Annotated in this window: 26 protein-coding genes; 14 read left to right on the top strand and 12 right to left on the bottom strand. The window is 61.3% G+C overall.

From position 1 onward, the window contains the following. The first annotated feature begins 3 nt into the window (after nucleotides 1-3). Genes EJ576_RS02475 through EJ576_RS02460 form a run of 4 tightly spaced genes read left to right on the top strand, consistent with a single transcriptional unit; the run spans nucleotide 4 to nucleotide 2,573 of the window. On the top strand, nucleotides 4-438 hold the full coding sequence (locus EJ576_RS02475) for a DUF4426 domain-containing protein (protein WP_028618309.1): 435 nt from the start codon (nucleotides 4-6) through the stop codon (nucleotides 436-438). Next, nucleotides 435-1,031, top strand: coding sequence for an RdgB/HAM1 family non-canonical purine NTP pyrophosphatase (rdgB, locus tag EJ576_RS02470; protein WP_028618310.1), 597 nt, complete (start codon nucleotides 435-437; stop codon nucleotides 1,029-1,031). The genes EJ576_RS02475 and rdgB overlap by 4 nt, the downstream gene beginning before the upstream one ends. Then, nucleotides 1,028-2,230, top strand: coding sequence for a radical SAM family heme chaperone HemW (hemW, locus tag EJ576_RS02465; RefSeq protein ID WP_122729658.1), 1,203 nt, complete (start codon nucleotides 1,028-1,030; stop codon nucleotides 2,228-2,230). Before rdgB ends, hemW begins: the two co-directional genes overlap by 4 nt. A gap of 19 nt (nucleotides 2,231-2,249) precedes the next feature. Then, nucleotides 2,250-2,573 carry a DUF3392 domain-containing protein gene (locus EJ576_RS02460; RefSeq protein WP_016972961.1) on the top strand — a complete coding sequence of 108 codons (324 nt, stop codon included), beginning with the start codon at nucleotides 2,250-2,252 and terminating at the stop codon, nucleotides 2,571-2,573. A gap of 144 nt (nucleotides 2,574-2,717) precedes the next feature. On the opposite strand, the gene trmB is transcribed toward EJ576_RS02460, so the two are convergent. From trmB to EJ576_RS02435, 4 genes are all read right to left on the bottom strand, one after another. After that, entirely contained in the window at nucleotides 2,718-3,443 is a 726-nt protein-coding gene (trmB, locus tag EJ576_RS02450) for a tRNA (guanosine(46)-N7)-methyltransferase TrmB (RefSeq protein WP_122729660.1), read from the bottom strand. A gap of 9 nt (nucleotides 3,444-3,452) precedes the next feature. Then, the gene (locus EJ576_RS02445) at nucleotides 3,453-4,247 is read right to left on the bottom strand and encodes a thiazole synthase (RefSeq protein WP_015886353.1); all 795 of its coding nucleotides are present in this window, start codon (nucleotides 4,245-4,247) and stop codon (nucleotides 3,453-3,455) included. Between the two features lie 52 nt (nucleotides 4,248-4,299). Beyond that, nucleotides 4,300-4,500: a sulfur carrier protein ThiS gene (gene thiS, locus EJ576_RS02440; RefSeq protein ID WP_178083516.1), complete on the bottom strand. Its 201-nt coding sequence runs from the start codon at nucleotides 4,498-4,500 to the stop codon at nucleotides 4,300-4,302. A 71-nt stretch (nucleotides 4,501-4,571) separates the two neighbouring features. Continuing rightward, nucleotides 4,572-4,949, bottom strand: coding sequence for a DUF423 domain-containing protein (locus tag EJ576_RS02435; RefSeq protein ID WP_016976028.1), 378 nt, complete (start codon nucleotides 4,947-4,949; stop codon nucleotides 4,572-4,574). Nucleotides 4,950-5,023: 74 nt separating this feature from the next. On the opposite strand from EJ576_RS02435, the gene mtgA reads away from it, so the two are divergent. Further along, nucleotides 5,024-5,746, top strand: coding sequence for a monofunctional biosynthetic peptidoglycan transglycosylase (gene mtgA, locus EJ576_RS02430; protein ID WP_122729662.1), 723 nt, complete (start codon nucleotides 5,024-5,026; stop codon nucleotides 5,744-5,746). A 193-nt stretch (nucleotides 5,747-5,939) separates the two neighbouring features. On the opposite strand, the gene rpoH is transcribed toward mtgA, so the two are convergent. The 4 genes from rpoH to ftsY all read right to left on the bottom strand — a co-directional run bounded on the left by rpoH (nucleotide 5,940) and on the right by ftsY (nucleotide 9,978). Continuing rightward, complete coding sequence (gene rpoH / locus EJ576_RS02425) at nucleotides 5,940-6,794, bottom strand: RNA polymerase sigma factor RpoH (protein WP_003176698.1); 855 nt, start codon at nucleotides 6,792-6,794, stop codon at nucleotides 5,940-5,942. A gap of 129 nt (nucleotides 6,795-6,923) precedes the next feature. Beyond that, nucleotides 6,924-7,949, bottom strand: coding sequence for a permease-like cell division protein FtsX (gene ftsX / locus EJ576_RS02420; protein ID WP_123474928.1), 1,026 nt, complete (start codon nucleotides 7,947-7,949; stop codon nucleotides 6,924-6,926). Then, entirely contained in the window at nucleotides 7,946-8,617 is a 672-nt protein-coding gene (gene ftsE, locus EJ576_RS02415; RefSeq protein WP_003234627.1) for a cell division ATP-binding protein FtsE, read from the bottom strand. Before ftsE ends, ftsX begins: the two co-directional genes overlap by 4 nt. After that, complete coding sequence (gene ftsY, locus EJ576_RS02410; RefSeq protein ID WP_126569507.1) at nucleotides 8,614-9,978, bottom strand: signal recognition particle-docking protein FtsY; 1,365 nt, start codon at nucleotides 9,976-9,978, stop codon at nucleotides 8,614-8,616. The genes ftsE and ftsY overlap by 4 nt, the downstream gene beginning before the upstream one ends. Nucleotides 9,979-10,209: 231 nt before the next feature. Between ftsY and EJ576_RS02405 the strand changes: the two genes are divergently transcribed. The 4 genes from EJ576_RS02405 to EJ576_RS02390 are packed head-to-tail and all read left to right on the top strand — an operon-like array spanning nucleotide 10,210 to nucleotide 14,690. After that, on the top strand, nucleotides 10,210-11,565 hold the full coding sequence (locus EJ576_RS02405; protein WP_126569506.1) for a pitrilysin family protein: 1,356 nt from the start codon (nucleotides 10,210-10,212) through the stop codon (nucleotides 11,563-11,565). Continuing rightward, nucleotides 11,558-13,048 (top strand): pitrilysin family protein, encoded by a 1,491-nt coding sequence (locus EJ576_RS02400; RefSeq protein ID WP_126569505.1) that lies wholly within the window; start codon nucleotides 11,558-11,560, stop codon nucleotides 13,046-13,048. Before EJ576_RS02405 ends, EJ576_RS02400 begins: the two co-directional genes overlap by 8 nt. After that, nucleotides 13,048-13,674, top strand: coding sequence for a 16S rRNA (guanine(966)-N(2))-methyltransferase RsmD (rsmD, locus tag EJ576_RS02395; protein WP_122729672.1), 627 nt, complete (start codon nucleotides 13,048-13,050; stop codon nucleotides 13,672-13,674). Before EJ576_RS02400 ends, rsmD begins: the two co-directional genes overlap by 1 nt. 23 nt (nucleotides 13,675-13,697) lie before the next feature. Then, on the top strand, nucleotides 13,698-14,690 hold the full coding sequence (locus EJ576_RS02390) for a hydrolase (RefSeq protein WP_126569504.1): 993 nt from the start codon (nucleotides 13,698-13,700) through the stop codon (nucleotides 14,688-14,690). Here EJ576_RS02390 and EJ576_RS02385 read toward each other — a convergent pair. Both EJ576_RS02385 and EJ576_RS02380 read right to left on the bottom strand, forming a co-directional pair. Then, nucleotides 14,677-15,531, bottom strand: a complete 855-nt coding sequence (locus EJ576_RS02385) for a sulfurtransferase (RefSeq protein ID WP_123474923.1) — start codon at nucleotides 15,529-15,531, stop codon at nucleotides 14,677-14,679. The two genes, EJ576_RS02390 and EJ576_RS02385, sit on opposite strands and share 14 nt — an antisense overlap. 34 nt (nucleotides 15,532-15,565) lie before the next feature. Further along, on the bottom strand, nucleotides 15,566-16,237 hold the full coding sequence (locus tag EJ576_RS02380; RefSeq protein WP_016976019.1) for a TetR/AcrR family transcriptional regulator: 672 nt from the start codon (nucleotides 16,235-16,237) through the stop codon (nucleotides 15,566-15,568). Between the two features lie 144 nt (nucleotides 16,238-16,381). On the opposite strand from EJ576_RS02380, the gene EJ576_RS02375 reads away from it, so the two are divergent. The 5 genes from EJ576_RS02375 (at nucleotide 16,382) to EJ576_RS02355 (ending at nucleotide 20,954) form a co-directional block, all read left to right on the top strand. Further along, nucleotides 16,382-17,809 (top strand): coniferyl aldehyde dehydrogenase, encoded by a 1,428-nt coding sequence (locus tag EJ576_RS02375; RefSeq protein WP_122729679.1) that lies wholly within the window; start codon nucleotides 16,382-16,384, stop codon nucleotides 17,807-17,809. 28 nt (nucleotides 17,810-17,837) lie between these two features. After that, nucleotides 17,838-18,383, top strand: coding sequence for a twin-arginine translocation pathway signal protein (locus tag EJ576_RS02370; protein ID WP_123474919.1), 546 nt, complete (start codon nucleotides 17,838-17,840; stop codon nucleotides 18,381-18,383). A gap of 38 nt (nucleotides 18,384-18,421) precedes the next feature. Next, nucleotides 18,422-20,017: a GMC family oxidoreductase gene (locus EJ576_RS02365; RefSeq protein WP_126569503.1), complete on the top strand. Its 1,596-nt coding sequence runs from the start codon at nucleotides 18,422-18,424 to the stop codon at nucleotides 20,015-20,017. 103 nt (nucleotides 20,018-20,120) lie between these two features. Further along, complete coding sequence (gene coaD, locus EJ576_RS02360) at nucleotides 20,121-20,600, top strand: pantetheine-phosphate adenylyltransferase (RefSeq protein WP_003176711.1); 480 nt, start codon at nucleotides 20,121-20,123, stop codon at nucleotides 20,598-20,600. Nucleotides 20,601-20,702: 102 nt separating this feature from the next. Then, entirely contained in the window at nucleotides 20,703-20,954 is a 252-nt protein-coding gene (locus tag EJ576_RS02355) for a YfhL family 4Fe-4S dicluster ferredoxin (protein ID WP_017139475.1), read from the top strand. A gap of 15 nt (nucleotides 20,955-20,969) precedes the next feature. Here the strand turns inward: EJ576_RS02355 and mutM are convergent, their stop codons facing one another. Together mutM and EJ576_RS02345 are read right to left on the bottom strand one after the other, a co-directional pair. Next, complete coding sequence (gene mutM, locus EJ576_RS02350) at nucleotides 20,970-21,782, bottom strand: bifunctional DNA-formamidopyrimidine glycosylase/DNA-(apurinic or apyrimidinic site) lyase (protein WP_016976014.1); 813 nt, start codon at nucleotides 21,780-21,782, stop codon at nucleotides 20,970-20,972. A 21-nt stretch (nucleotides 21,783-21,803) separates the two neighbouring features. Then, nucleotides 21,804-22,616, bottom strand: coding sequence for an HDOD domain-containing protein (locus EJ576_RS02345; protein WP_177002757.1), 813 nt, complete (start codon nucleotides 22,614-22,616; stop codon nucleotides 21,804-21,806). Between the last annotated feature and the right edge of the window lie 99 nt (nucleotides 22,617-22,715).

Below are 22,715 nucleotides of genomic sequence, written 5' to 3'. Positions count from 1 at the left end.
CTCATGAGTCGTTTGGCTATTTTTCTATTGACCGCCTGCCTGGGCGCCAGCGCCGTGGCCGCAGACGCAATAGACGCTAACCGCAAGAAAGACTTCGGTGACATCACCGTGCACTACAACACTTTCACCTCCAGCTTCCTGCAACCGGAAACTGCCCAGGCAGTCGGCGTGGTACGCAGCAAGGAGAAGGGCCTGATCAACGTGACCGTGATCAAGGGCGTAACCCCGGTGGCCGCGCAAGTCACCGGCACCATCAAGGACCTGGGCGGCAAGAGTGAGGTCCTGACCTTCAAGCAAATCAACGAGAAAGGCGGCGTCAATTATCTCGCGCCCTACTCCGTGACCCAGCGGGAATACAAGACGTTTACCATCAATGTTGAAACCGGCGGCAAAGCCCATAGCTTCCAATTCAACCAAGAACTCTTCCCGGCCGAATGATGAAACTCACCCAACTCGTACTCGCCAGCCATAACGCCGGCAAACTCAAAGAACTGCAGGCGATGCTCGGCGACTCCGTGCAGCTTCGCTCGATTGGCGAATTCAGCCAGGTGGAGCCGGAAGAGACCGGCCTGTCGTTCGTCGAGAACGCCATCCTCAAGGCGCGTAATGCTGCACGTATCTCCGGCCTGCCGGCGCTGGCGGATGACTCTGGGCTGGCGGTGGACTTCCTCGGCGGCGCCCCTGGCATCTACTCGGCGCGTTATGCCGACGGCAAGGGCGACGCGGCCAACAACGCCAAACTGCTAGACGCGCTCAAGGACGTGCCGGACGCCGAGCGCGGCGCGCAGTTCGTCTGCGTGCTGGCCCTGGTGCGCCACGCCGATGACCCGCTGCCGATCCTGTGTGAAGGCCTGTGGCACGGGCGCATCCTGCATGCAGCCAGTGGCGAACATGGCTTTGGCTATGACCCCCTGTTCTGGGTGCCGGAGCGCAATGTCTCCAGCGCCGAACTGAGCCCGGCCGACAAGAACCAGATCAGCCACCGTGCTCGCGCAATGGATTTGCTGCGCCAACGCCTGAGCCTGAAATGACCCAGAACACCTCTGCGCAGCCGCTGATCCACGGCGGCGCGCAAACACCTCGGGCGGCCCTGCCGGTACTGCCGCCCCTGGCGCTGTATATCCACATCCCGTGGTGTGTGCGCAAATGCCCTTACTGCGACTTCAACTCCCACACCGCCAGCAAGGTGCTGCCGGAAGAGGAGTATGTGGACGCACTGCTGGCCGACCTCGATCAGGACCTGCACGCTGTGTACGGTCGCGAGCTGAGTTCGATCTTCTTTGGCGGGGGTACGCCGAGCCTTTTCAGCGCCGCCGCATTGGGCCGCCTGCTCAAGGGTGTGGAAGCGCGCATCCCGTTTGCCAGCGATATCGAAATCACCCTGGAAGCCAACCCAGGGACCTTCGAACAAGAGAAGTTCGTCGCCTATCGCAAGCTGGGGATCAACCGCCTGTCCATCGGCATCCAGAGCTTCCAGCAGGAAAAGCTTGAGGCCCTCGGCCGTATCCACAATGGCGACGAAGCCGTGCGTGCCGCTGGCATGGCGCGCCTGGCCGGGTTCGATAACTTCAACCTGGACTTGATGCACGGTTTGCCCGATCAATCCCTGGACGATGCCCTGAGCGACTTACGCCAGGCCATCGCGCTGAAGCCGACGCATCTGTCCTGGTATCAACTTACGCTAGAGCCAAACACCGTATTCTGGAACCAGCCACCCGCGCTGCCGGAAGACGACACGCTGTGGGATATTCAGGAAGCCGGCCAGGCGCTGCTCGCTGAACACGGTTACGCGCAGTATGAAGTGTCGGCCTACGCCCAACCCGGCCGCCCGGCGCGGCATAACCTGAATTACTGGAGCTTCGGCGACTTTATCGGCATTGGCGCCGGAGCCCACGGCAAGCTTAGCCACCCCGACGGGCGCATCGTACGCACCTGGAAGACCCGAGCACCGAAGGACTATCTCAACCCGGCCAAAAGCTTTCAGGCCGGCGCGAAAGAACTGACCAACGAAGAACTGCCGTTCGAGTTTCTGATGAACGCGTTGCGCCTCACCGATGGCGTCGAGGCCAAGCTCTACGCCGAGCGTACCGGCCTGGAACTGGCGAGCCTGGATGAAGGCCGCCGCGAGGCAGAACAAAGTGGCTTAATGCAGGTCGAACCGTCACGCCTGGCGGCGACCGACCGTGGGCAACTCTTTCTCAATGACCTGTTGCAGAAGTTTTTGAGCTGACCGCTCTTAAGGAAATCGAATGGATTTGGTACTCGACCTGCTCGCCACCGTATCCCGCTGGAGCCGCAGCAACCTGTCAGAAATCTCCCTGGCCCTCGTCGGCTGCCTGCTGGTGCTGTTTGGCGCTGATATCAAAGGCTGGGTGGAAGCGCGCTTGGGCAGCATCGCCGGCGCATTGCGCGTACCGTTGATGGCGTTGGTGTGCATGATCGGCAGCGGCGCCGCATTGATCTACGCCACGCCGTGGATTGTGCGGGGGTTGAGCCAGTTCAATAACTACAGCCTGGCGCCGGTGTTGGTGGTAGTGCTGGTGTTGATTGGCGTAGTAGCAGACCGCCGCTGACTCCCACGCCAACGCAGATACACATGTGGGAGCGGGCTTGCTCGCGAATGCGGAGTGTCAGTCACTGGAGATATTGACTGATCGACCCCATTCGCGAGCAAGCCCGCTCCCACATTTTTGACCGCATTCCAAACCAACGGTTTGTCAGTCAACCTTCTCGAACTTCAAATCCCAAACCCCATGCCCCAACCGCTCACCACGGCGTTCAAACTTGGTGATCGGACGCTCAGCCGGGCGTGGCACGCATTTGCCGTCTTCGGCGATGTTGCGGTAGCCGGGGGCGACATTCATCACTTCCAGCATGTATTCCGCATACGGCTCCCAGTCGGTGGCCATATGCAGGATGCCGCCAACCTTAAGCTTGCTGCGTACCAGTTCCGCAAAGGAGGCCTGGACGATACGGCGCTTGTGGTGACGGGATTTGTGCCAAGGATCGGGGAAGAACAACATCAGGCGGTCAAGGCTATTGTCGGCGATGCAGCGGTTGAGCACCTCAATCGCATCACAATCGTAGACCCGCAGGTTGGTCAGCCCCTGGGTGAGTACGCCGTTGAGCAGCGCGCCGACACCTGGGCGGTGCACTTCCACACCGATGAAGTCCTGGTCCGGGGCGGCGGCGGCCATTTCCAGCAGGGAGTGGCCCATGCCGAAGCCGATTTCCAGGGAGCGCGGGGCCGAACGGCCGAACACCTGGTCGTAGTCCACCGGCGCGTCGGCCAAGGGCAACACGAACAGCGGCGTACCTTGCTCCAGGCCCTTTTGCTGGCCTTCGGTCATGCGACCGGCGCGCATCACAAAACTCTTGATGCGGCGGTGCTTGGACTCGTCGCCTTCTTCTACAGTGTTCGGCGTTTCGTTTGATTCAGTCATCAATGGCTCTTACTTGATCAGACCATCCAGCGGCGAGGAGGCGCTGGCGTAGAGTTTTTTCGGCATGCGACCGGCGAGGTAGGCCAGGCGGCCCGCGACGATGGCATGGTTCATGGCTTCGGCCATCATGATCGGCTGCTGGGCGTGGGCGATGGCGGAGTTCATCAGCACCGCGTCGCAGCCCAGCTCCATGGCGATGGTTGCGTCTGAGGCTGTGCCTACACCCGCATCCACCAGCACCGGGATCTTGGCTTCTTCCAGGATGATCTGCAGGTTGTACGGATTGCAGATACCCAGGCCGGAACCGATCAGGCCGGCCAACGGCATGACGGCGATACAGCCGATTTCCGCCAGTTGGCGCGCGATGATCGGGTCATCGCTGGTGTAGACCATCACGTCGAAACCTTCCTTGACCAGGGTTTCGGCGGCCTTGAGGGTTTCAATCACGTTGGGAAACAGGGTTTTCTGGTCGGCCAGCACTTCCAGCTTCACCAGGTTGTGGCCGTCGAGCAGCTCACGGGCCAGGCGACAGGTGCGCACGGCCTCGATGGCGTCGTAGCAACCAGCGGTGTTCGGCAGGAAGGTGTAGCGATCCGGCGACAGCACTTCGAGCAGGTTCGGCTCGCCTTCGATCTGGCCCAGATTGGTGCGGCGCACGGCGAAGGTGACGATCTCGGCGCCCGAGGCTTCGATGGCCAGGCGGGTTTCTTCCATGTCGCGGTACTTGCCGGTGCCGACCAGCAGACGGGACTGGTAGGTACGACCGGCCAGGACGAAGGGCTTGTCGCTACGAACGATGCTCATGGGAAATCCTCGAAATGGGGTGAGGTTCTGCAGAATTCAGGAAGCTGCGCGACTAACCGCCGCCGATGGCGTGGACCACTTCGACCTGGTCACCCTCGGTGAGCGTGGTTTCGGCTTGCTGGCTACGCGGGACGATATCCAGATTGAGTTCCACTGCAACACGACGTCCGGTCAATTCCAGACGGGTCAGCAGGGCCGCAACGGTTTCACCGTCGGGTAGTTCAAAGGATTCGCCGTTCAACTGAATGCGCATGCCACGGGCCGCCATCGTTTTTAGGGGCCCGCATTCTAGCCCGATTGACGTTGCCGGCCCAAGCCCCTTGGTCAGGCGGCCTGCAAGCGCCACGCCGCCAGACCGAGGAAAAACCAACCTAAAAGGAACGCTAGCCCGCCAAACGGCGTAATGATGCCTAGCTTGCTGATCCCGGTCAGGGTCAGCACATACAGGCTGCCGGAGAACAGCAGGATGCCGACGGTAAACGAGATGCCCGCCCAGCTGACCAACCGGCCAGGAATATGCGCCGCCAGCAACGCCACGCCGAACAGCGCCAGGGTATGGACCAGTTGGTAGGTCACGCCGGTATGGAAGATCGCCAGGTACTCGGCGCTCAAGCGGTTTTTCAGGCCATGGGCGGCGAACGCACCGAGGGCCACGCCGGTAAAGCCGAAAAAGGCAGCCAACATCAGAAAGCCACGCAACATGAGGAACTCCAGTCAGACTCAAAGGGCCGGGTCTGTATAATGGCCCGCTCAACGGGTTCGGCCAAGCCATCTCTATGCTGCGTCTCCTCTTCAAACGCTTTCTCACCCTTGTGAAATGGTTTGCCATCGGCAGTGTGCTGCTGGTGCTGCTGTTTCGTGTCGTCCCGCCGCCGTTCACCGCGCTGATGGTGGAACGCAAGGTTGAATCCTGGTTCGACGGCGAACCCATTGACCTGCAGCGCAGCTGGGTGCCGTGGGATGAGATCTCCGACGACCTCAAAGTGGCGGTGATGGCGGGTGAAGACCAGCGCTTCCCGCAGCATTGGGGGTTTGACTTCGGCGCGATCCAGGCGGCGATCCTGCACAACGAGCGCGGTGGCTCGATTCGCGGCGCCAGTACGTTGAGCCAGCAAGTGTCGAAGAACCTGTTCCTGTGGGCCGGCCGTAGTTATTTGCGCAAAGGCTTGGAAGCCTGGTTTACCGGGCTGATCGAGGTGTTGTGGCCCAAGCAGCGGATTCTTGAGGTGTACCTCAACAGTGTTGAGTGGGATGAGGGGGTGTTTGGCGCGGAAGCAGCGGCTCGGCATCACTTTGGGGTGAGTGCCAAGGGCTTATCGCGACAGCAGGCCAGCTATTTGGCTGCTGTACTGCCTAACCCGAGGGTGTGGAGTGCCAGTCACCCGACGGCGTATGTGGCGAGGCGAGCGGCTTGGATTCGCCAGCAGATGAGCCAGTTGGGTGGGGATGGGTATCTGGTTGAGCTGAACAACTCACGCAAAGCACCCTGGTCCGATTGACACCCCGCGATTCCTGTGGGAGCTGGCTTGCCTGCGATAGCGGTGGGTCAGTCAACAGTTATTTTGGCTGACACGGCCTCATCGCAGGCAAGCCAGCTCCCACATTAAACCGAGTTGACCTGAGACTCTTTGAGCACAAACAAAAATGCCCCGATCTTTCGATCGGGGCATTTTTTTATCTTTTCGCAGCGTTTTAGGCGGCGATCGACAACTTCAGCTTGTTCATCGCGCTTTTCTCAAGCTGACGAATTCGCTCGGCCGACACGTTGTACTTCTGTGCCAGGTCGTGCAGCGTGGCTTTCTCTTCCGCCAGCCAGCGCTGGTAGAGGATGTCACGGCTTCGGTCGTCCAGCACTTCCAGCGCTTCGTGCAGGTTGTGGTTGGAGTTGTCGCTCCAGTCCGCATCCTCCAGTTGACGCGCCGGGTCGTACCGGTGGTCTTCCAGGTAGTTGGCCGGCGATTGGAAGGCGCTGTCGTCGTCCGCTTCAGCAGCGGGGTCGAAGGCCATGTCATGGCCGGTCAGGCGGCTTTCCATTTCGCGCACTTCACGCGGTTCCACACCGAGGCTTTCGGCCACGCGGTGGACTTCCTCGTTGTTCAGCCACGCCAGGCGTTTTTTCTGGCTGCGCAGGTTGAAGAACAACTTGCGCTGGGCCTTGGTGGTCGCCACTTTCACGATGCGCCAGTTGCGCAGGATGAACTCGTGGATTTCCGCCTTGATCCAATGCACAGCAAACGACACCAGACGCACACCCATTTCCGGGTTGAAGCGTTTCACAGCCTTCATCAGGCCGACGTTGCCTTCCTGGATCAGGTCAGCCTGGGCCAGGCCGTAGCCGCTGTAGCTACGGGCGATATGTACAACAAAACGCAGGTGGGCGAGCACCATCTGCCGAGCCGCCCCCAAATCCTGCTCATAGTAGAGACTCTCGGCCAGTTCACGCTCCTGCTCAGGCGTCAGCAATGGAATGCTGTTGACCGTGTGCACATAGGCTTCCAGGTTCGCACCCGGGACCAAGGCATAAGCAGGTTGCAAAGAAGTGGTCATACGAAAAAACCTCCGACTCACATAACTCGTGCAGTGAAGCACTGCGAAAATTGACCGGGAACCGTAGGACAAGTTCCCTAAACCACCAATACGGTCAATACAAACGAAACCACATTAATCTGACATTAACTACTTCGGTGCCAACTCGCGTAAATGACGAGCGACCGCAATCCAAGCACCGATATACCCCAACAATACCGCGCCAAGCAAGAGACTCAGACCATCGGCTACCGGCACACCGGCCAGCGCGAAATCACTGCCGTACAAGCCAGCCAGCCCGATAACCGCGTCGTTCAGCCAGTCCAAGCCAAAAGCCAGGACGCCCCAGGACAAAATCCCGGCACCAAAGCCATAAAGCGCGCCCATGTACAGAAAAGGACGACGCACATAGCTGTCCGTGCCGCCGACCAGTTTAATCACTTCTATCTCGGTGCGACGGTTTTCAATATGAAGACGAATGGTATTACCTATCACCAAAAGTAATGCAGACACCAACAGCACCGTCAGGCCGAACACAAAGCGGTCGCCCAGCTTGAGGATCGCCGCCAGGCGCTCTACCCAGACTAGATCAAGTTGCGCCTGCTGCACCTTGGGCATCTCTGCGAGTTTTTGTCGCAGGGCTTCCAGCGCCGGCTTGTCGACTTCATTCGGCGTCACCAGTACCACGCCCGGCAGCGGGTTCTGCGGCAGCTCTTTAAGCGCCTCGCCCAGGCCGGATTGTTGCTGGAACTCTTCAAGGGCCTGGTCGCGGCTGATGTACTCGGCATCCGCCACACCTGGGATATTCTTGATGTCGTCGCGCAACGCTTCGCCGTCTTTGGCGCTGGCGTCGATGTTCAGGTACAACGAGATCTGCGCCGCGCGCTGCCAGGAACCGCCGAGGCGCTCCACATTATTCAGCAGCAACGACAAACCCATCGGCAGGCTCAGGGCCACCGCCATCACCAGGCAGGTGAAAAAGCTGCCAATCGGCTGCTTGCCCAGCCGGCGCAGGCTGTCGACCAGGCTGGCGCGATGGCTTTCGATCCAGGCGCGCAGCAGGGTGCTGAAGTCCGGACCGTCATCGTCGTGATCGTGTTTTTTCTTCGGCGGTTGCGGATCGGCCGGTTTCGGCGCCACGCGCTCGGAGACTTTAGGGCTGCGTGTCGCACTCATACGCCGGCCTCCCCGTCACCGATCAAGCGGCCGCGTTGCAGGGTGAGCATGCGATGGCGCATACGCGCGATCAGCGCCAGGTCGTGACTGGCGATCAGTACGCTGGTACCCAAGCGGTTGATGTCTTCGAACACCCCCATGATCTCGGCCGCCAGGCGCGGGTCGAGGTTACCGGTGGGTTCGTCCGCCAGCAGCAGGGCCGGGCGGTGCACGATGGCGCGGGCGATGCCCACGCGCTGTTGCTGGCCGGTGGACAGGTCGCCAGGGTAGAGGTCGGTCTTGTCCGACAGCGCCACGCGCTCCAGGGCCGAATCCACGCGTTTGACGATCTCGGCCTTGGACAACCCGAGTATCTGCAGCGGCAGCGCCACGTTATTGAATACAGTGCGGTCGAACAGCAACTGGTGGTTCTGGAACACCACACCGATCTGGCGGCGCAGGAACGGAATCTGTGCATTGCTGATGGTGGCCAGGTCCTGGCCCGCCAGCAGCAGTTTGCCGGTGGTCGGGCGCTCCATGGCCAGCAGCAGGCGCAACAGGGTACTTTTGCCGGCGCCGGAGTGGCCGGTTACAAACAGAAACTCGCCGCGACGCACCCGAAAGCTCAGCTCATGCAAGCCCACATGCCCGTTGGCATAGCGTTTACCGACCTGCTCGAATCGAATCATGAACGCTCCCGCTCGGCAAACAGTGCCTGTACAAAGGGTTCGGCTTCAAAGGTGCGCAGGTCGTCGATGCCTTCACCGACGCCGATATAACGAATCGGCAACCCGAACTGTTTGGCCAGGGCGAAGATCACGCCGCCCTTGGCCGTGCCGTCGAGCTTAGTCAATGCCAGGCCAGTCAGTTGCACCGTCTGGTTGAATTGTTTGGCCTGGCTGATGGCGTTCTGGCCCGTGCCCGCGTCAAGCACCAACAGAACCTCGTGCGGCGCGTCTGCATCCAGCTTGCCGATCACGCGACGGACTTTCTTCAGCTCTTCCATCAGGTTGTCTTTGGTGTGCAGGCGACCGGCGGTATCGGCGATCAACACGTCGATGTTGCGGGCCTTGGCGGCTTGCACGGCGTCGAAGATCACCGAGGCGGAATCCGCGCCGGTGTGCTGGGCGATCACCGGGATCTTGTTGCGCTCGCCCCAGACTTGCAGTTGCTCAACCGCTGCGGCGCGGAAGGTGTCACCAGCGGCCAGCATGACTTTCTTGCCTTCGGACTGCAGCTTCTTGGCCAGCTTGCCGATGGTGGTGGTCTTGCCGGCGCCGTTGACGCCCACTACCAGGATCACGAACGGCTTGTTCGGGGTGATCACCAGCGGTGCTTCCACCGGCTTTAACATCGCCGCCAGTTCGGCCTGCAGGGATTTGTACAGCGCGTCGGCATCAGTCAGTTGCTTGCGCGCGACCTTCTGGGTGAGGCTCTGGATGATCACGGCGGTGGCTTCGACGCCAACGTCGGCGGTGAGCAGGCGGGTTTCGATGTCTTCCAGCAGTTCGTCATCGATGACTTTTTTGCCGAGGAACAGGCTGGCCATGCCTTCGCCAATGCTGGCGCTGGTCTTGCTCAGGCCTTGCTTGAGGCGGGCAAAGAAGCCGGTCTTGTTGGTTTCGACGGCAGCCACTACGGGTTCTGGCTCGATAACCGCAGGTGCAGCGACCTCGACCACAGCCGGAATGGGCGGAGTCACGTGCTCAGCCTGCACATCTTCAACCAGTGCCACGGGCTCTTCGGCCACCGGCAGTTCGGGCCATGCCTTGTGTTCTGGTTCTGGTTCTGGCTCTGGCTCTGGCTCTGGCTCTGGCTCTGGCTCAGCTTCGACCACCGGCTGCAACACCGGCTCGGCCATCGTCAACACCACCGGCTCCGGGGTTTCGGCAACCGGCTCGGCTTCTACTATTGGCTCAGGGATAGGTTCAGGCTGAACCGGCGGCTGTTCGTCGACGGTTTCCTGCGGCTTTTTGCGCAGCCATCCGAACAGGCCTTTTTTCTCGCCAGCCGCAGCTGGGGTCTTCTTGTCGTCGTTGGAACCAAACATGGAGACGGCTATCTCAAGGTAGCGACGCGCCAGTAGGCGCGTCGGTAAATAAAATTCGATGCGTAACAGACTGTTTTTTAGCCAGCTCGTTCATGCGCAACATTTTGAAGGCCAAAATAGGGCCTCAACAAGACAGCCGCAGTGGCCGTCACTCAGTCGGATCAGTATCCTAGCACCTCCTCGCCCGCCGACGCTAAGACCAAGCGGGCAGCCCAACAGGTTTAAAAACGAATGAATGCTCTAGCCCGCCGCGCCGCAGGCCTGCTGTTCAGCACAGTTTGTCTGCCTCTTTCAGCCTTGGCTGCCGACCCACAACCCACCCACGAATTCACCCTGGACAACGGCCTCAAGGTCGTCGTGCGCGAAGATCATCGTGCGCCCGTGGTGGTTTCCCAGGTCTGGTACAAGGTCGGTTCGAGCTACGAAACCCCGGGCCAGACCGGTTTGTCCCACGCCCTGGAGCACATGATGTTCAAGGGCAGCGCCAAGGTCGGCCCCGGCGAAGCCTCGCTGATCCTGCGCGACCTGGGCGCCGAAGAGAACGCGTTCACCAGCGACGACTACACCGCCTACTACCAAGTACTGGCCCGTGATCGCCTGGGCGTGGCCTTCGAGCTGGAAGCCGATCGCATGGCCAGCCTGCGCCTGCCGGCCGACGAGTTCAGTCGCGAAATCGAGGTCATCAAAGAGGAGCGCCGTCTGCGCACCGACGATAACCCGATGTCCAAGGCCTACGAACGCTTCAAGGCCATGGCCTTTCCGGCCAGCGGCTACCACACGCCGACCATCGGCTGGATGGCCGACCTGGACCGCATGAAGGTCGAAGAGCTGCGCCACTGGTACCAATCCTGGTACGTGCCGAACAATGCCACGTTGGTGGTGGTCGGCGACGTCACCCCGGACGAAGTGAAAAACCTGGCCCAGCGCTACTTTGGCCCGATTCCCAAGCGTGACGTGCCACCGGCCAAGATCCCGATGGAATTGGCCGAGCCCGGCGAGCGCCTGCTGACCATGAAAGTGCAGACCCAACTGCCGAGCGTGATCCTGGGCTTCAACGTGCCAAGCCTGGCCACCGCCGAAGACAAGCGCTCGGTACAGGCCCTGCGCCTGATCTCGGCTTTGCTGGACGGCGGCTACAGTGCACGGATCTCCGAGCAGTTGGAACGCGGTGAAGAGCTGGTTTCCGCTGCCTCCACCAACTACGACGGCTACACCCGTGGCGACACCCTGTTCATGCTAACCGCCACCCCCAACCAGCAGAAGAAAAAGACCGTCGCCCAAGCCGAAGCCGGCCTGTGGCGCCTGCTGGAAGAGCTGAAGGCCAAGCCGCCGACCGCCGAAGAACTGGAACGCATCCGCGCCCAGGTGATTGCCGGCCTGGTCTACCAGCGTGACTCCATTACCAGCCAGGCCACAGCCATTGGCTCCCTGGAGACCGTGGGCCTGTCCTGGAAACTGATGGACACGGAACTGGCCGACCTGCAAAGCGTGACCCCGGAAGATATCCAGAAAGCCGCGCGCACCTATTTCACCCGCGAACGTCTCAGCGTCGCCCATGTCTTGCCTCTGGAGACCGCTCATGAGTGATCGCAAAAGCAGCCGCCTGATCTTCCCCGGCCTGATCGTCGTCACCCTGATCGCCGCCACCGCCGTGTATTTCCTGCGCCCGAGTGACTCCGTCGCCAGCCCGGCACTGGAAAAAGCCCAGTCGAGCAACAAGCTACAATCCCTGGCAGAGCTGGACGACAAGGCACCGACCAACCGCAAGCTCGACGTACAAACCTGGAACACTGCCGAAGGCGCCAAGGTGCTGTTCGTCGAAGCCCATGAACTGCCGATGTTCGACGTGCGCATCCTGTTCGCCGCCGGCAGCAGCCAGGACGGCAACGTGCCGGGCCTGGCGCTGATGACCAACGCCATGCTCAACGAAGGCGTGCCGGGCAAGGATGTAAGCCAGATCGCCCGTGACTTCGAGGGCCTGGGCGCAGATTTTGGCAATGGCGCGTACCGCGACATGGCGCTGGTGTCCCTGCGCAGCCTCAGTGACAGCGATAAACGTGACGCCGCCCTGAGCCTGTTTGACCAGGTGATCGGCCAGCCGACCTTCCCCGCCGATTCCCTGGCGCGGATCAAGAACCAGATCCTCGCCGGCTTTGAGTACCAGAAGCAGAACCCCGGCAAGCTGGCGAGTCTGGAGCTGTTCAAGCGCTTGTACGGCGATCACCCTTACGCACACCCGAGCGAAGGCACGCCAGAAAGCGTTCCGAAGATTACCCTGGCGCAGTTGCAGGCATTCCACGCCAAAGGCTATGCGGCCGGCAACGCGGTGATCGCAGTGGTGGGCGACCTGACCCGCGCCGAGGCCGAAGCCATGACGGGCAAGATTTCCGCCTCGCTGCCTAAAGGCCCGGCCTTGCCGAAAATCGCCCAACCGACTGAACCCAAGCCTGGCTTGAACCGCATCGAATTCCCGTCCAAGCAGACGCACCTGTTGTTCGCCCAACTGGGCATCGACCGTGCCGACCCGGACTATGCAGCCCTGTCCCTGGGCAACCAGATCCTCGGCGGCGGTGGTTTTGGCACCCGCCTGATGAGCGAAGTGCGTGAAAAACGCGGCCTCACCTACGGTGTGTACTCCGGCTTTTCACCGATGCAGGTACGCGGCCCATTCATGATCCAGCTGCAGACCCGCGCCGAAATGAGCGGCGGCACCCTGCGCCTGGTGGAAGACGTGGTGAAGGACTACCTCGACAACGGCCCGACGCAAAAGGAACTGGATGACGCCAAGCGTGAGCTGGCCGGCAGCTTCCCGCTGTCCACCGCGAGCAACGCCGATATCGTCGGGCAGTTGGGTGCAATGGGTTTCTACAACCTGCCGCTGACCTATCTGGAAGATTTCATGAAACAATCCCAGGCCCTGACCGTAGAGCAGGTCAAGGCTGCCATGAACAAACACTTGAGCGCCGACAAGATGGTCATCGTGACCGCCGGCCCGACGATTGCGCAAAAGCCACTACCGCCCCCCACTGATAAACCCGCCGAGCAGCCGCTCGGGGTTCCGGAGCATTAATGGCCAGTTCATCTCGCCCGAAAAAACCTGTCCACAACGTGCATAACGGTGTGGGCCAGCTGCGCATCATTGGCGGCGAATGGCGCAGCCGCAAGCTGAGTTTCCCCGACGTCGTAGGCCTGCGCCCGACGCCGGACCGCGTACGTGAAACCCTGTTCAACTGGCTCGCGCCCTACATCGCCGGTGCCAAGGTGCTGGATCCGTTTGCCGGCAGTGGCGCGTTGTTCCTGGAGGCGCTGTCCCGTGGCGCCGCCCTGGGCCAGGCGCTGGACGCCAGCAACGTGGCCGTTTCCAGCCTCAAGGAACACCTTGGCACCCTGCGTTGCACCACCGGCCAGGTCCAGACCGCCGACGCCCTGCGCTACCTGGAAACCCAGCCGGCCAGCCAGTTCGACGTGGTGTTCCTCGACCCGCCGTTCAACCAGAACCTGCTGCCGACCGTGTGCACGCTGCTGGAAGAGCGCCAATGGCTGGCGCCGGATGCGTGGATCTACACTGAGAGCGAGACCGCGCCTTCGACCCTGGGCCTGCCGGCAGGCTGGCGCCTGCACCGGGAACAGAAGTCTGGGCGGGTGTATTACGCGTTGTGGCATCGGCTGGTCGAGAGCGCCGCTCACCACAATTAAGTGCGTTCGCCACCGAGAGTTTCATGAAGCCTTCCGTCGACTTGTTCACCCCCGCCTTCGGCCTCGGCAACCCCCACCTGCAAACACTGTGGGGGCCGTTGTGGCGTCCCACCACCCACATCGAACGCCAACGCGAACGCCTGTGGCTGGACGACGGCGACTTCCTCGACCTCGACTGGCACGGCCCCCATGACGCGCAAGCGCCGTTGGTGCTGGTGCTGCACGGACTGACCGGTTCATCCAACTCGCCCTACGTGGCCGGCCTGCAAAAAGCCCTGGCTGTGCAAGGCTGGGCCAGCGCTGCGTTGAACTGGCGTGGCTGCTCGGGTGAACCGAACTTGTTGGCGCGCAGCTATCACTCGGGCGCCAGCGAAGACCTCGCGGCAACGATCGCCCATCTGCACGCCAAGCGCCCGTTGGCGCCGCTGTATGCAGTGGGTTATTCGCTGGGCGGCAATGTGCTGCTCAAGCATCTGGGTGAAACCGGCGCGGCATCGGGACTGCAAGGCGCGGCGGCGGTGTCGGTGCCGTTTCGCCTGGACCAATGTGCGGACCGCATCGGCCTGGGCTTCTCGCGGGTTTATCAGAGGCATTTCATGCGTGAGATGCTGGCGTATATCCGCGTCAAGCAGAGCCGTTTTCTGCAGGATGGCCGGGCAGACGGGCTCAAAACCCTGGAAGCCTTGGGCTCACTGGAGAAGATGCGTACGTTCTGGGATTTCGATGGCCGGGTGACTGCGCCGCTCCACGGGTTTCTGAGTGCCGAGGACTATTACCGCCGCGCATCGAGCCGTTATTACCTGGGCGATATCCGCACGCCCACCCTGATCATCCAGGCTGCCGATGACCCGTTTGTGTTCGCCCACAGCCTGCCTGAGGCGAGCGAATTGTCGGCATGCACGGAGTTTGAGCTGCTGGCCAAGGGTGGGCATGTCGGTTTTGTCGATGGAACCCTCAAGCGCCCCGGTTATTACCTGGAGCGCCGCATTCCCGCCTGGTTGCTCAGTCGCCGGTAGCGATTGCCCGTGCCGGATCAGTAATCCACTCGCTCCACGACCCCGCATACAACTTGCCCAACGGATAACCCGCCAGGCTCAGGGCGAACAGATTGTGGCAGGCCGTCACGCCGGAACCGCAATACGCCACCAGTTCATCCGGCGAGCGGCCTTGCAGTTGGGCGGCGAAACGCTGCTTGAGCTGTTCAGGCGGAAGGAAGCGGCCATCGGCGCCCAGGTTTTCGTTGAAGGCCGCACATTGCGCGCCAGGGATGTGCCCGGCGATCGGGTCGATCGGCTCCACTTCGCCGCGAAAACGTGGTTGAGCGCGGGCGTCGATCAGGGTCAGACCCGGCTGGCCCAAGCGTTTTTGCAGGTGTTCGGCGTCCAGCAGCAGGCGGTTGTCCGGCGTACCGGCGAAGCTCCCAGGCTCAACCAGCGGCGCGTCCAGGCTCAGCGGGAAACCGGCGGAGTGCCAGGCCTTGAGGCCGCCATCCAGGATAAACACGCCATCGCGCTTGCCCAGCCAGGCCAGCAGCCACCAGGCGCGGGCGGCATAGGCGCCGGGGCCGTCGTCATACAGCACAATATCGGTATCTGCGCTGATGCCCCAGGCCCGCAATTGCTGAACCAAGGTGTCCGCCGCCGGCAATGGGTGACGTCCAGTGACCCCCTTGGTCACCGGGCCACTGAGGTGTCGCTCCAGGTCGGCGTATTGCGCGCCTTCGATATGCCCTTCGGCATAGCTGCAACGCCCGTAGTCCGGGTCTTCCAAGGCAAAACGGCAATCCAGGATCACCACCCCGCCGGCCTTCTGGCGCTCGGCCAGTTGCTGGGGGCTGATCAGTTGGGCAAGCGGCATGACGGACTCCTAGTGAACAGATTCGGGAAAGGTCCTACTTCACTTCTTCCAATGCTTGATTCAACGGCACGTAAAACTCTTTGAACAAGGCATCTACCGCCTCTTTGGCCTGGGGCGTGACAAACCCAGCCTCCAGCACCAGCACCTGATACACCCCGCGCTTGATCGCCTCGGCGCTCAAGTGGGCAGAGTTTTCATTGGTGGTGCACAGGAAACGCACCCAGGAGGTGAGGATGATCCAGGCATTGAGGGTCAGGGCTTCGGTTTGCACCGGGTCCATATTGAGGATGCCGGCGTCGACGAACCCTTGGTAAATAGCCCCGCCCTGGGTCAGGCAACGCTGGGAGAAGCGCCGATAGCCGGTGGCCAGTTCCGGGTCGCTTTCCAGCAGGTGTTCAAGGTCGCGGTGCAGGAAACGGTAGCGCCACATGCCGGCCAACACGGCCTGCAGGTAGAAACGCTTGTCTTCGACAGTAACGGCGCGACCTTGGGGCGGGCGCAGGAAACTGTCCACCAGCGCTTCATATTCGCGAAACAGCACGGCGATGATCGCCTGCTTGTTGGGGAAGTGGTAGTACAGGTTGCCCGGCGAAATTTCCATATGGGCGGCGATGTGGTTGGTGCTCACGCTGCGCTCGCCCTGCTGGTTAAAAAGCTCCAGGCTGGTTTGCACAATGCGCTCGCTGGTCTTTACTCGGGGTGCCATAGGGGATCAGCTTCTGTACACGTGATGGGGCATCTTACGGCCTAATCTTGCGAGGATAAATCCGCAACTGCGTAATGATATTTGACAATTTAGAGCAATGACTCTAAAAATCCAGGCAGACCTATAACAATCGGGAACGCCGCCATGTCTGCCAACGTTGCCTACCTGCAAGATTCCCAGGCGCTGGACCAGCTCCAGAGCCTGTTCGACACCCAGCGCCGAGCCTACGCCGCCAACCCGATGCCGCCGGCCGCACAACGCCAGCAATGGCTCAAGGCCCTGCGTGACCTGCTCAGCGACGAGCGTCAGGCGCTGATCAACGCGATCAGCCAGGACTTCAGCCACCGCAGTGCGGACGAAACCCTGTTCGCTGAACTGATGCCCAGCCTGCACGGCATTCACTACGCCAGCAAACACCTCAAGGGTTGGATGAAACCTTCCCGTCGCGCCGTAGGCATTGCCTTCCAGCCCGCGTCAGCCAAAGTCATCTATCAACCCCTGGGTGTGGTCGGCGTGATCGTGCCCTGGAACTATCCGTTGTACCTGGCTATCGGCCCGTTGGTCGGCGCATTGGCGGCGGGTAACCGGGTGATGCTCAAGCTCAGCGAATCGACACCCGCCACCGGCGAGCTGCTCAAGACGCTGCTGGCGAAGATCTTCCCCGAGGACCTGGTGTGCGTGGTGCTGGGTGAGGCCGAAGTGGGCATGGCGTTCTCCAAGCTGCCCTTCGATCACCTGCTGTTTACCGGCGCCACCAGCATTGGCAAGCACGTGATGCGTGCGGCGGCCGAACACCTCACGCCGGTCACCCTGGAATTGGGTGGCAAGTCGCCCGCCATCGTGTCCGCCGATGTGCCGCTCAAGGACGCCGCCGAGCGCATCGCCTTCGGAAAAGCGCTGAACGCTGGGCAAACCTGCGTGGCACCCGACTACGTGCTGGTGCCGGAGGATCGCGTCGAAGGTTTTGTCGAAGCCTACACCCAGGCCGTTCGCGGGTTTTATCCGACCCTGGTCGACAACCCGGACTACACGGCCATCATCAACGAACGACAACTGGCCCGGCTCAACGCCTACGTCAAGGACGCTACCGACAAAGGCGCCACCCTGATTCCGCTATACGACCAAGGCCAAGCGCGGCGCATGGCCCATAGCCTGTTGCTGAATGTCAGCGACGACATGACCGTGATGCAGGACGAAATCTTCGGCCCGGTGCTGCCGATCGTGCCCTATCGCGGCATCGACCAAGCCTTTGCCTACATCAACCAACGCCCTCGCCCACTGGCCCTGTATTACTTCGGCTACAACAAGGGCGAGCAGGATCGTGTGCTCCACGAAACCCATTCCGGCGGCGTCTGCCTGAACGACACCTTGCTGCATGTGGCCCAGGACGACATGCCGTTCGGCGGTATCGGCCCGTCGGGCATGGGCCATTACCACGGCCACGAAGGCTTCCTCACCTTCAGCAAAGCCAAAGGCGTGCTGGTGAAACAGCGCCTGAACGCGGCGAAGTTGATCTATCCGCCTTACGGCAAATCGATCCAGAAGTTGATCCAGAAACTGTTCGTCCGCTGAAACCGCCACCCACGGGATAACAATAACAATGAACCCTAGCCTGACTGAAACACCCGCGCTGTCGCGGCGCGGCGTCCTGAAAATCGGCCTGTGTGCCAGCGCCTTCCTGGCTACCGCCGGGCTGGGTGCCAGTCTCAGCGGTTGCTCCAGCAGCACGCCGGCCAGCGGTTTCGTGATGTTGCGTAGCAGTGATCTACCGTTCCTGCGCGCCGTGATCCCGGTGCTGCTGGAAGGTGTGGCCAGTGCCCAGGCAGTTGCCAGCGGCGTTGAAGACACCCTCAAGAAACTCGACTTCAGCCTGCAACGCCTGTCGCCGGAGATGTTCAAGCTCACCCAGCAACTGTTCGACGTGCTGGGCATGGCCATCACCCGTGGCCCGCTGACCGGGATCTGGGGCAGTTGGGAAAACGCCAGCGGCGAGCAAATCCGCAACTTTCTGCACCGCTGGGAAAACAGCTACCTCAACCTGCTGCGCATGGGCCAGGGCTCGCTACTCAAGCTGGTGATCATGGCCTGGTATTTCCAGCCGGCGTCCTGGGCCCATTGCGGCTACCCCGGGCCGCCGAAAATTTGAATCGCCTCCCCCCACAATAAAAACTAGAGACGACCCTGATGCCCGTACCCGATCCCTTCCGCGACGGCATGGCCCGTGGCTGGAAAACCCACAATGGCGCCGCCCTCGACAACGACCTGACTCTGGAAGCCGATGTGGCGATCATCGGCAGCGGTGCCGGTGGCGGCACCACCGCCGAAATCCTCAGCGCCGCCGGCTACAAAGTACTGCTAATCGAAGAAGGCCCGCTCAAGACCAGCAGCGACTTCAAGCTGTTGGAAGACGAGGCCTACACCAGCCTGTATCAGGAGGGCATCGGCCGCATGAGCAAGGATGGCGCGATCACCATCCTGCAGGGCCGTGCAGTGGGCGGCACGACGCTGATCAACTGGACGTCGAGCTTCCGTACGCCGGACGCCACCCTCAGCCACTGGGCCAGCGAATACGCGGTGAAGGGCCACAGCAGCGCCGAAATGGCACCGTGGTTCGAAAAGATGGAGCAGCGCTTGGGCATCGCGCCCTGGGCCCTGCCGCCCAACCCCAACAACGATGTGATCCGCAAAGGCTGCGAGAAGCTCGGCTACAGCTGGCACGTGATCCCACGCAACGTGCGTGGTTGCTTCAACCTGGGGTATTGCGGCATGGGTTGCCCGGTCAATGCCAAGCAATCGATGCTGGTGACCACAATCCCGTCCACCCTGGAAAAAGGCGGCGAACTGCTCTACCTGGCCCGCGCCGAACGTCTGCTCTACAGCGGCGACACGATCAGCAGCCTGGAATGCGTGGCCATGGATAACCTGTGCGTGGCGCCGACTGGCCGCAAAATCACAGTGAAGGCCAAGCACTATGTGCTCTCCGGCGGCGGCATCAACAGCCCGGCGCTGCTGATGCGTTCGAATGCGCCCGACCCGCACAAACGGTTGGGCAAACGCACCTTCCTGCACCTGGTGAATTTCTCCGCCGGGTTGTTCGATGAGGTCATCAACCCGTTCTACGGTGCGCCGCAATCGATCTATTCCGACCATTTCCAGTGGCAGGACGGCACCACCGGCAAAATGTCCTACAAGCTGGAGGCACCGCCTCTACATCCTGCGTTGGCCAGCACGTTGCTCGGCGGTTATGGCACTCAGAACGCCTTGGACATGAGCCAATTGCCCAATACCCACGCGATGCTGGCGCTGCTGCGCGATGGTTTCCACCCCGACAGCCCGGGCGGCAGCGTGGAGCTGCGCGGTGATGGCACGCCGGTGCTCGACTACCAGGTATCGGATTACGCCTGGGATGGATTGCGCCGTGCGTTCCACAGCATGGCCGAGATCCAGTTCGCCGCGGGCGCCAAGTCGGTCAAGCCGCTGCATCACGATGCGCGCTACGTGAAAACACTGGGCGAAGCCCGAACGATGATCGAGGAGCTCAACCTGGAATTGCACCGCACTTGTCTGGGCAGCGCCCATGTGATGGGCGGTTGTGCCATGGGTGAGGACCCGAAAAATGCAGTGGCCGACAGCCTCGGTCGCCACCACCAATTGCGCAACCTGTCGATCCACGACGGGTCTTTATTCCCCACCAGCATTGGGGCCAACCCACAATTATCGGTGTACGGTTTAACTGCCCAACTGGCGACAGCTTTGGCCGAACGTCTGAAAACGGCATGAAAAAACGCGCGATTAGCGGTATGTATCTACATAAGTCGACTTGGCCGACCGGGATGGCTGCGATACCATCCGGTTCCCCAACGGACTCCGCCAGGACGACGCGATGAACCGAGTGTTGTACCCAGGAACCTTCGACCCGATTACCAAAGGCCATGGCGATCTGGTCGAACGTGCCTCACGCTTGTTCGACCATGTGATCATCGCGGTCGCAGCCAGCCCCAAGAAAAATCCGCTGTTTCCCCTGGAACAGCGCGTGGAACTGGCGCGTGAGGTCACCAAGCACCTGCCCAACGTCGAAGTGGTGGGCTTTTCGACGCTGCTGGCGCATTTCGCCAAAGAACAGAACGCCAATGTGTTCCTGCGCGGCCTGCGTGCGGTGTCGGACTTCGAATACGAATTCCAGCTGGCCAATATGAACCGCCAACTGGCGCCGGACGTGGAGAGCCTGTTCCTCACCCCGTCGGAACGTTATTCGTTCATTTCCTCGACGTTGGTCCGTGAAATCGCCGCTTTGGGCGGGGATATCACCAAGTTCGTGCATCCGGCTGTGGCGGATGCGTTGACGCTGCGCTTCAAGAAGTAACACCGTTCAATCGGCGCCTGCTCGCACTGCGGGCGCCAATGCGGCACAATTGCGCGCATTAGTTTTCAGATGCCTTGGCTGACAGCCCTGGCAGGAGTTTCCATGTCCCTGATCATCACCGACGATTGCATCAACTGCGACGTCTGCGAACCCGAGTGCCCGAACGCCGCAATTTCCCAGGGCGAAGAGATCTACGTGATCGACCCCAACCTGTGCACCCAGTGTGTCGGCCACTACGACGAGCCTCAGTGCCAGCAAGTGTGCCCGGTGGATTGCATCCCGCTGGATGAAGCCCATCCGGAGACGGAAGAGCAGTTGATGGCCAAGTACCGGTTGATTACCGGTAAAGCCTGAAGGCCTCACGCAGCATCAGCTCTGGCACTTGGGGCAAAACACACTCGCGCGCTGCCCCAGCACCACATTGCGCAACTCGCTCCCGCAGACCTTGCATGCCTCGCCACCACGGCCATAGACGAACAATTCCTGTTGGAAATACCCCGGTTGCCCGTCGCCACCGATAAAGTCCCGCAACGTGGTACCGCCGCGCTCGATGGCAGCGGCCAGCACGCGTTTGATCTCAATCGCCAGCTTCAAGTAACGCGCTCGCGAAATGCCGCCCGCCTCGCGACGCGGATCAATGCCCGCCGCGAACAGCGCTTCCGTCGCGTAGATATTGCCCACACCCACCACCACCGCGTTATCCATGATGAACGGTTTCACCGCCATCGAACGACCACGGGACAGCTGGAACAAGCGCTCGCCGTCAAACAGATCCGTCAGCGGCTCGGGTCCCAGGCGGATCAGCAGTTCATGGTTGTGCGGGTCCTGGCTCCAGAGCATCGCGCCGAAACGTCGGGGGTCGGTGTAACGCAGGGCCAGGCCCGACTCCAACTCGATATCCACATGCTCATGCTTGGCCGCTGGCATGCCGACTTCCACCAGACGCAGGTTGCCCGACATACCCAAGTGGCTGATCAAGGTGCCCACTTCGGCATTGATCAGCAGGTATTTGGCCCGCCGCTCCACCAGCACGATGCGCTGCCCGGACAGGCGCACATCGAGGTCTTCCGGGATCGGCCAGCGCAGGCGCCGTTCACGCACCACCACGCGGCTGACCCGCTGGCCTTCCAGGTGTGGCGCGATGCCGCGTCGGGTGGTTTCGACTTCGGGTAACTCGGGCATGTGTACCTCTTGAAGAAAGGGTCAGTGGGCGCCCAGTTCGCGGATCGACAACTTCATGCTTTCGAAGTCGTAGTCCGACAGGCCCACGTAGTCCAGCACTAGATGGCCGATGGCATTCCACTCATGGTCCACCGCCTGGTTGCCCAGCACACGATAGGACGAGCAGATGTGCTCGGCCATCTTCAGGATCGCCAGCAGATTTTTTAGCTGAGAATTGCGCGAAGACTCATCGCTGAACACCGCCAGGGCGTTGTGGTGGTTGGCGATGGCGTCAGTCACATGTTCCGGCAGGCGCCAGGACTTGGCGGTGTAGTAACCAACCACGGCATGGTTGGTGTTGAACGCGTTGTTCTCGGTGTCGACCACGCGGCAGTCGGGGCCGGCATTGGCGTAGGCCTGCTCCAGTACCGACATGTAATTGGGGAAACGCTTGAGCATCAGCGGCACGCCGCAATCGTGGAACAGGCCCAGGGCATAAGCCTCGTCCACCGCCTGGGCGCCGGTACGCTTGGCCAGGGTGAGGCAGGTCATCGCCACATCCTGCGCGGTGTCCCAGAAGCGGTTGAGGGTGACGATGGTGTCGTCGCTCATTTCGCCCTTGATCGACAGCGCGTTGATCAGGTTGATGATCGAACGGCTGCCCAGCAGGTTCACGGCGCGCTGGATCGAGGCGATCTTGTTGCTCAGGCCGAAATACGACGAGTTGACGATCTTCAGCAATGCACCGGACAGGCCCGGGTCTTGGGCGATCAACCGTGCGATCACTTCCAGGTCCGGGTCAGGCATGTATTGCTCCATCTGCAAATCCACCATGATTTGCGGTTGGGGCGGCACGCTGATGCCTTGCAGGGCCTGTTGGATCTGTTCGGCGGAAAGCTCTTGGGACATAAGTACACACTCTGGGCTAGGCGGGGATTCTAACCTCTAAGCAAA

Origin of the sequence: Pseudomonas sp. C 49-2 (assembly GCF_003970195.1) — a bacterium.
Taxonomy (GTDB): Bacteria; Pseudomonadota; Gammaproteobacteria; order Pseudomonadales; family Pseudomonadaceae; genus Aquipseudomonas; species Aquipseudomonas canadensis.
This window is presented reverse-complemented; position numbering and strand designations above follow the sequence as displayed.

Excerpts from the sequence above, each read along its gene's own strand:
- EJ576_RS02475 (WP_028618309.1), top strand. The coding sequence starts at position 4 with ATGAGTCGTTTGGCTATTTTTCTATTGACCGCCTGCCTGGGCGCCAGC.
- EJ576_RS02435 (WP_016976028.1), bottom strand. The coding sequence starts at position 4,949 with ATGTTGCGTGGCTTTCTGATGTTGGCTGCCTTTTTCGGCTTTACCGGC.
- EJ576_RS02380 (WP_016976019.1), bottom strand. The coding sequence starts at position 16,237 with ATGGCACCCCGAGTAAAGACCAGCGAGCGCATTGTGCAAACCAGCCTG.
- coaD (WP_003176711.1), top strand. The coding sequence starts at position 20,121 with ATGAACCGAGTGTTGTACCCAGGAACCTTCGACCCGATTACCAAAGGC.
- EJ576_RS02365 (WP_126569503.1), top strand. The coding sequence starts at position 18,422 with ATGCCCGTACCCGATCCCTTCCGCGACGGCATGGCCCGTGGCTGGAAA.
- trmB (WP_122729660.1), bottom strand. The coding sequence starts at position 3,443 with ATGACTGAATCAAACGAAACGCCGAACACTGTAGAAGAAGGCGACGAG.
- ftsX (WP_123474928.1), bottom strand. The coding sequence starts at position 7,949 with ATGAGTGCGACACGCAGCCCTAAAGTCTCCGAGCGCGTGGCGCCGAAA.
- EJ576_RS02445 (WP_015886353.1), bottom strand. The coding sequence starts at position 4,247 with ATGAGCATCGTTCGTAGCGACAAGCCCTTCGTCCTGGCCGGTCGTACC.
- EJ576_RS02405 (WP_126569506.1), top strand. The coding sequence starts at position 10,210 with ATGAATGCTCTAGCCCGCCGCGCCGCAGGCCTGCTGTTCAGCACAGTT.
- EJ576_RS02370 (WP_123474919.1), top strand. The coding sequence starts at position 17,838 with ATGAACCCTAGCCTGACTGAAACACCCGCGCTGTCGCGGCGCGGCGTC.
- rdgB (WP_028618310.1), top strand. The coding sequence starts at position 435 with ATGATGAAACTCACCCAACTCGTACTCGCCAGCCATAACGCCGGCAAA.
- mutM (WP_016976014.1), bottom strand. The coding sequence starts at position 21,782 with ATGCCCGAGTTACCCGAAGTCGAAACCACCCGACGCGGCATCGCGCCA.
- ftsE (WP_003234627.1), bottom strand. The coding sequence starts at position 8,617 with ATGATTCGATTCGAGCAGGTCGGTAAACGCTATGCCAACGGGCATGTG.
- rsmD (WP_122729672.1), top strand. The coding sequence starts at position 13,048 with ATGGCCAGTTCATCTCGCCCGAAAAAACCTGTCCACAACGTGCATAAC.
- EJ576_RS02385 (WP_123474923.1), bottom strand. The coding sequence starts at position 15,531 with ATGCCGCTTGCCCAACTGATCAGCCCCCAGCAACTGGCCGAGCGCCAG.
- EJ576_RS02375 (WP_122729679.1), top strand. The coding sequence starts at position 16,382 with ATGTCTGCCAACGTTGCCTACCTGCAAGATTCCCAGGCGCTGGACCAG.
- mtgA (WP_122729662.1), top strand. The coding sequence starts at position 5,024 with ATGCTGCGTCTCCTCTTCAAACGCTTTCTCACCCTTGTGAAATGGTTT.
- EJ576_RS02355 (WP_017139475.1), top strand. The coding sequence starts at position 20,703 with ATGTCCCTGATCATCACCGACGATTGCATCAACTGCGACGTCTGCGAA.
- hemW (WP_122729658.1), top strand. The coding sequence starts at position 1,028 with ATGACCCAGAACACCTCTGCGCAGCCGCTGATCCACGGCGGCGCGCAA.
- thiS (WP_178083516.1), bottom strand. The coding sequence starts at position 4,500 with ATGCGCATTCAGTTGAACGGCGAATCCTTTGAACTACCCGACGGTGAA.
- ftsY (WP_126569507.1), bottom strand. The coding sequence starts at position 9,978 with ATGTTTGGTTCCAACGACGACAAGAAGACCCCAGCTGCGGCTGGCGAG.
- EJ576_RS02390 (WP_126569504.1), top strand. The coding sequence starts at position 13,698 with ATGAAGCCTTCCGTCGACTTGTTCACCCCCGCCTTCGGCCTCGGCAAC.
- EJ576_RS02400 (WP_126569505.1), top strand. The coding sequence starts at position 11,558 with ATGAGTGATCGCAAAAGCAGCCGCCTGATCTTCCCCGGCCTGATCGTC.
- rpoH (WP_003176698.1), bottom strand. The coding sequence starts at position 6,794 with ATGACCACTTCTTTGCAACCTGCTTATGCCTTGGTCCCGGGTGCGAAC.
- EJ576_RS02460 (WP_016972961.1), top strand. The coding sequence starts at position 2,250 with ATGGATTTGGTACTCGACCTGCTCGCCACCGTATCCCGCTGGAGCCGC.